This is a genomic window from Algoriphagus sp. (assembly GCF_024642405.1).
Lineage (GTDB): Bacteria > Bacteroidota > Bacteroidia > Cytophagales > Cyclobacteriaceae > Algoriphagus.
In genome coordinates this window covers 4,110-11,143 of record NZ_JAHEBC010000120.1, presented here as the reverse complement: position 1 = coordinate 11,143, position 7,034 = coordinate 4,110, and the positions used below count along the sequence as shown (strand labels likewise).

The window sequence follows — 7,034 nt, the reverse complement described above, 5'->3', positions numbered from 1 at the left end:
CATCAAAAATACTGACCGCTCTTTGAACTTCATTGCTTTGAAGTAACATCTCCTGCATCAAAGTTCCATTTTCTTCAATTGACAAGAGTGTTGCATCAGGGCAGATGTACATCGTTGGTTTTTTCTCATTCTTTAATGAGGCAACTCCATTGATCAGAGCATTCAATTGCACTTTTTTGTTGATAATTCCTTTTCCTGGCTTGATCGGTTTTTTAGAAGGCTTTCCATAGGTTCCAACTGATACGATATAAGCTTCACTACCACCATTCTCATAGAAAAGCCTGATGCTGTTGTATAGATAATAAATTGTATTCGGATCAGGAAGTATGGAATAAAAGCTTCCGTTTATTGAGATAAAGTTTTCTCTTTCTGGCTGGGAATTTTGCTTTATGAGATAATACTCGGGGCTGTATTGTTTTGCAGGATCTAAAGCATTTGGTACATCTGAAAAACAATAAATCTCTTGAAATTCTGCAAAAGAGGTAATTTTCTGCGGAATATTTTTATACGATCTTTGTTTAAATTTTACTCTTGGTGTATATCCAATAAATGCTGGTACAGCTGTTGGAATAGGTACAATGGAATTTGGAAATGCATTGATTTCATTGATATAAACACCTGGTTTTTTGATTTCACTCATATTAATTTTTTTGAAAAAAAGTATTAGGTTTAAAATTGAAATAATGGATTTAAGGAAATTCTTAGTAGTATATAAAACTAACTAAGAACAGGATAATTGTCCAATCCATTGACACAATCCTTAAGGTAATATTATTTAGAGAATAAAAATTTAGTTTGTGCTGGGTAATTTCAATTCTTCAGTTAAAAAACTTTATTATTAAGATGAATTTCCTTGTAATTTATTTCAATTCATTTTTTCAATTTCCCGATCGATAAGATTTGTCATTCCATCAATATATTCTATTGTCTCTTCGCCAATTCTTATAGCGCCCTCGAAATGTTGTTTTACTGTTATTAACTTGTTTCGATATTCAACATCATCAATGATTTTCTCAAATCTGTCTTGTAGGTCTTCTGGAGATTTATTGTGAAATTGATTTCCTAAGAAAGGGAATCGTGTGTCGAAATAGTCTGAAAATCTTCTATGCCCATCAAAAGAACTTTTTTCAACAGACATAAATACCGCTATAACATCTTTCCAATCCGTGGCTAAATATTTCAAAGAATCATTAGAAATCAAATTGACTTCTCCTGATGAAATTAAAGAATTAATCACCCCAAAGGAAGGGGAAATTTGACCTGAGAAGAAGTTTACTTTATGAATTTCTAAGAAATCTAAAAAGGGTATACTATCTTCTTCCATCAATTTCATATATCTATCTAAAGGATTATAACGATCCTCGCGTCTTTCGATAGCCGCTCTGATTTTTTGTTTGTTTGTCTTTAACTCTTGTCGCAGATCTGTTAAGATCTTTTTTTCCATTTTCCTATCTATTCGGTCTTGATTCCAGGTATTTAACTGAAGTGCAATCAAAATACCGATAACCACCAGCACAATTTCACCAATAGCATAAATCATATACTTTGTAATCTTATTCTCGCTTAAGAGACGTTGGCGAATTATTCGATAAAATTTTATCATTTGTTAATATTATGACCATAGTTATTTTGGAAAAAAAAGACTAAGGACCGAATAAGAAAAATGTCCTTAGATACTTTAATTAATACAATCTAACCTATTAATGAATCACTTTCAAGTACCTGAAAAATAGATGTATATGAAATTATATTTCAAAGTATAACTTCTTGTCTAAAATTAATATCTACATGATATCTCAAATAGGTAATTGTTTAATTGGAATGCAGTTAAAAAATAAGGGTTTGATTTTATTCCAGTTATAAATCAATTTTTTAAAACTACTTTTTGATCCTCCCCATAAGTTCTGATTTCTACTTTGATACTTGCGTCCTTTTCTGCTTTGTCGAAATTGCTATCTACAGTAATCACATTCTCACCATTATTAATCTTCAGATCAGAAAGATCAATATTGTATTTCCGAATGATCTGCCAGTTTGAATCAAACAAAACCACTTCTTTGCCTCCAGAATATTTCAAGATTTGCCCTTCTTTGATAGTTCCCGGAAGTTCTATTTTCTTATATCCATTGATCTCAAGCGAAACGCCGCTTACATCGCAATTAATAGCTGTCATGGTGAAATTTAACACTTGCTCTTCTCCGGCATTATTGAATTCTAAGGTGGAATACAAAGGTTCTCCTGGTTGTCTTACTTTTTTCTCATGACTGTAAATTTCTGAATAAACTTCCTGTAAGTTCCATTCTGAGTCATTCACTTTTTTTAGGGTGAATTCTTTTTCGCTATCCCGCATGCCTTCTTTTTGAGCTTTGCTAAAGGAGTCAGAAATTCTCAATTTTTCCCAATCACCAATCAATTCCAATATTTTGTCTGAATTTCCATTCTGATTAACAGTTGGAAGATCGGCGACCAGTGCATATCCGGCATCATACCCAGCTGATTTCGCGAGCATCCATTCCATGTCTTCAACACTGGTTTCAGGAGTCATTTTAAACCAACCCAACATGCCAGGCATAAAATTTCTTTGGAAATAAGCCTGATTGTTAAATCTGTATTCTGTCTGACTTTCGCGGAAACCCGCATACCAAGGTTCTCCCCAGTTCATCCGGCTGTAAATGTGCCAGAAAAAATGAGTGGTGCGACTTGCATCGATTATCAGATGATTTTTTAATTCATCAGACAAGTTATTATACCATGTATAGGGCATTAATGACTCACCATAGGTACCCAATCCAGTAGACCGATTTCCTTCTAAACCATCAAATGAAATTTGACGAAGACCAGTTTTGTTGTATAGGTTAGCCATGGTTATAGACATCTCTTTGGTCAAGTCAGCATCACTTAGGAATACCTTGTATCCATGATCGAGCAACTTGGAGATCTTTTCCCCTTTCATATGACTACTGGCTTTTGTGTCAAATGCACCTCTTTGACAATCAAGCAATTGCCATGGTGACTGTTCTGACACACTGCCATAACGGATCAATTCCTCACCAATCATTACTGTTTTTAAATTGTTATTCTTCATTTGATTGAAGAATTCAGGAGATTCGATTGTAATCACGGAAGCATTGGCGTCAATATTTTCTAGGATGGTCGAACTCCCTACTTTGGCGAGTCTTTCATCTGGAATCGGTGTAACGTATTTATCATCTGTTGCAATAAAATTCGATAAGAAATGAGTTCCCATGTGAATTCCTTCCTTTTCGGCTTTATCAACACATTCTTTTAAACCCTCAATTCCATTTGGAAATTCACCTTTATATAATTCAAATTGCCCCCAGGTTTCGAAAGTCTTTCCATAATGATATAGATATTTCAAGCCTGCCTTTTTGGTTAATGCTATTGCATCATCCACTGTTGATTCAGTGAAATTAGTAATGAGATAAGCAGCTGCTGCATTTCGGTTTGTCTTCACCCATTCTCCGTCAATCATTGGATGGGGGAGTCCTTCGGAAATTTCAATAGCACCAATTGTTTCCAATGTTTTGGGTTCCGGACTTCCAAATAATGCTATTTTTGAACCAAGTACTCCCCCGTCTTCATAAGGTGGGGCAACAATTTTTTCATGAGCAACATCCGAGTATATTCTTTCAGAATTTCTATTTCTGGTATAGGCTTGAAGTGTACTGCCATTTTGAAGAGGAGCAGCTGCTTCAACCCTATATAGAACACTGCCATCTGATTTAGGATGCATATTGTTTAAGTCGGCCTCTCGAACAAAGTCGAATTCTGGCATGCGGTCACTTTCATTCCAAGGATATCCTCCAAGAGTTTTAATATTTAAAGCTTGAATACCAATGGCAAAATTATCATCTCGTACCACACCAACGGTTTCAGAGATAGTTTTTTGTATAGAAGTTGGGTAAGGGCCCCAGACAATTAATTCAACAAGATCATTATTTGTGATAGAAATTAACTCGAATGTGAAATGAGTTTCTTTTTCCTCAATTTTGATATCGGCAACAACATCATTTTCAAAAGCCAAGCTAATCAAGCCATCTTTTATAGAAGCTGACTTTGGTTGGATGTATTGATTATTAATCCTAACCGACAACAAAGAGGCTATTGTATCCTCTAGTGTATAATTTACCCCTGTGTTTTGATCAGTTAGTTTTACAATCTCCCCTTTTTCATTAATGCTGATTTTTAAAGGGCCTGCTGAACCATCAAAAATGAGAGTTTGATTTTTTGAACAGGAGAACACAATTGAACTTACCAGAATTAAAAGTAGTATCGAGAATGGTTTCAATTGAGTTATCATTTTGAGTATAGTTTCTAAAGTTGGGATATTAGAAGTCGATTTTCTATAACTAATCTAGGGAAATAGTAATTCTTTTAATGGGCAAAGGATACAATTCGGAAGGAGATTAGTTCTATTCTAAATACTAAAAAGGATTTTCTATTTATCCGAAAATTCAAGCTATCCTTTAGGAATTATTCCTGTGCAGCTTTATAAATCGCGTCAAGAAGACTTCCTTCTTCTTTGGTATCATTTCCTAACTCCCAGAACATGATTCCACCTAGTCCTTTTTCCATGGTGTACTTGGTTTTTAGTGCCACTGAAACAGTATCATCATAGGATACCATTAAGCTGTCTGTAGAATTATACATAAAAGGTGCTTTAGCTTTCTCATCCCAGTACCGCTGAAAATTCGGATCCTGTTCATAAGTTTCCCTAATTCTATGATAAGCCATCCATCCAATCTGAAGTCCACCGCTGAGCTGATATAATCCATTGTTTGCAGGTGGAACACCTTTCCAAACTCTTCCATAGAAAGCACTTCCAATTACTATCTGATTTGGGTTTACGCCACTATCGATCAAGAAATCCACAATTTTTTCAGCAGAACGAGGATCAGGATCAGGGCTATTTCCATTTTTATATAAGCTATCCAGATGATCATGAAATGGAGTACCAGATATTTCTCCACTACTCACATCTCCCAGAGGAGTATGATGACCGGTGTATATGGATACTCCAGAAACTTGATCATAGGTCATCACATTGGTGTAATTGGCATATTTCATCACCTGATCCATATCTACAAAATCGTAATACCGCTTCCAACCTGCTGATGCAAAGGTCAATACTTTAGGAGAATCAAATTCATCAAGCATCTCACGCAATCCCTTCATTAAAGAAGTGAAATTTTGGGTGTCCTCTGGACGTGCCATGGTGCCTGCACCTGATATTCCTGGATATTCCCAGTCCATGTCCATCCCATCGAGTTGATATTTTTTTATGAACTCTGAGGCACTATTGATGAATTTTGTTCTACTTTCTTCAGTGAGTGCCATATCTGAAAACCCATCGGCACCCCAACCGCCACAGGCAATCATTACTTTCAGGTCCGGGTTGCGATCTTTTTGTTTTACAAGTGCTTCTAGCTTAGGTCCTGCAACTTCTTCGTTCCTGAATTTCATTTCCCCGTCAATCACATTTGTAAAAGAGTAGATAATGTGAGTCAACTTTTCCACAGGTATTTTTTCTGGCTGATAATCCCGTTCTGCTACGTAATAGGCCATGATTACCGGCTTAGATGAAATTTCGGTTTCTTCAGCCCCTTCATCTTGATTAGTAGATTTTGGAGAACAGGCGATTATAAAAATTAGAAGTAGAAGGTGCGGTTTAACTATGTTTTTCAAGTTCAATTTGGTTTTCTTTAGCCTTAATTAATAAATTTTAAGAAGTAGCAATTACTTAAATTAAAATATTTTTTAATAAAGTAAAGAAGAAAAATATTTTTTCTTTGAAATTAAGTCAGTACAGTAATTGAAAAATAAGAGTTAGGGCTAACTGATTTTGATAAAAAAGAACTGGAGTTTCTTCTATAAAAAGATGAGGTGAATGTCAATATGTTTTATTTGTCCCTGATAATCCATGGATAGGCTTTCCTAAATCCATTTCTCCATGTCATGTGAGAATGTCCCAGATCTTTTTCGGTATCAACCATTAGATTTTTCTTTGGGACTCCGTATTTGAGAAGTATCTCATACATTCTTTTTACATTTTGAACGGTTGATGGTTCTAAATCGCCTGCATTGAAATAAATCCGTTGATTAAAAATATTTTTGTTGTTTTCATGCAACTTGAACACTTCTTTATTTATCCAAAAAGAAGGTGAAAATACAATGGCACCTCCAAAAACAGTAGGATATTTCATAAGCATATAAAAGGACATTAATCCTCCTAAAGAAGCACCTCCAATCACTGTATATTTTGCTTCTTTTTTTGTGCGGTACCTTGCATCGATCCAAGGTTTAACACTTGAAACAATCCATTCTGCATGTTTATCACCACTATAATCTTTTCCTGAAAACCATTGGGTTGAGGGGAGTGGAGAGTATTCCTTTACTCGGTCTTCTGAATTATATAAACCCACAATAATGGATTGTTCCTGAGAAATCCTTCCTAGGCTGTCCAATACTTCATCCAACTGCCATTCGTTTCCTTCTTGGATCTTTTGGTCAAATAAGGACTGCCCATCTAAAAAATAGAGAACCGAATAACTAGCAGTATCATCCTCATAATTTTCTGGTAGATAAATGCCTAGTGTTCTTTTTTCATTAAGGTATTCAACTTCTATGGTATCAATCAGAATTCTCACGTTTTGAGATGCTGTATGCTCCATATTCATCACCTTTTCTTTACGCTTCTTTTCTTCAATTATATCAGAGACTATTTTAGTTGTCAGGTAAATTCCGATAATAAAAAATATAAAACCTATTAAATAGAAAATCCTTTTTTTCATTTTTTGAATGAGAAACAGTCCTGAATATAGTTTATTGAATTATGCCTTCCAAAGGCTGAAAAACCTGAAATTTCTAAAAAGTGAACGTTTCCATGTTGGATTGGTTATTTTCAATGTTTAAAAATATCGATTTTGCAATGGAGGAAATTCCCGTAACTAGTGCCAATAAACTTAAATAATTGACAGAAAAGTAAAGATTAAGGGAAGAGTTTAAATAAACAT

General features: G+C 34.8%; 4 protein-coding genes and 1 pseudogene. All 5 read right to left on the bottom strand.

Annotated features, from left to right (window positions below):
* A pseudogene (locus tag Q0L68_RS10715) lies at window positions 1-640 on the bottom strand (phage tail sheath family protein); the annotation flags it as partial.
* A 225-nt stretch (window positions 641-865) separates the two neighbouring features.
* Window positions 866-1,603, bottom strand: a complete 738-nt coding sequence (locus Q0L68_RS10710; RefSeq protein ID WP_296702760.1) for a DUF6090 family protein — start codon at window positions 1,601-1,603, stop codon at window positions 866-868.
* Window positions 1,604-1,864: 261 nt separating this feature from the next.
* Window positions 1,865-4,321: a hypothetical protein gene (locus Q0L68_RS10705; RefSeq protein WP_296702756.1), complete on the bottom strand. Its 2,457-nt coding sequence runs from the start codon at window positions 4,319-4,321 to the stop codon at window positions 1,865-1,867.
* 173 nt (window positions 4,322-4,494) lie between these two features.
* A complete protein-coding gene (locus Q0L68_RS10700) occupies window positions 4,495-5,706 on the bottom strand; it encodes a glycoside hydrolase family 18 protein (RefSeq protein ID WP_296702754.1) in 1,212 nt (403 codons plus the stop codon).
* 215 nt (window positions 5,707-5,921) lie between these two features.
* Entirely contained in the window at window positions 5,922-6,812 is an 891-nt protein-coding gene (locus tag Q0L68_RS10695) for an alpha/beta hydrolase-fold protein (RefSeq protein ID WP_296702750.1), read from the bottom strand.
* Window positions 6,813-7,034 lie beyond the last annotated feature (222 nt).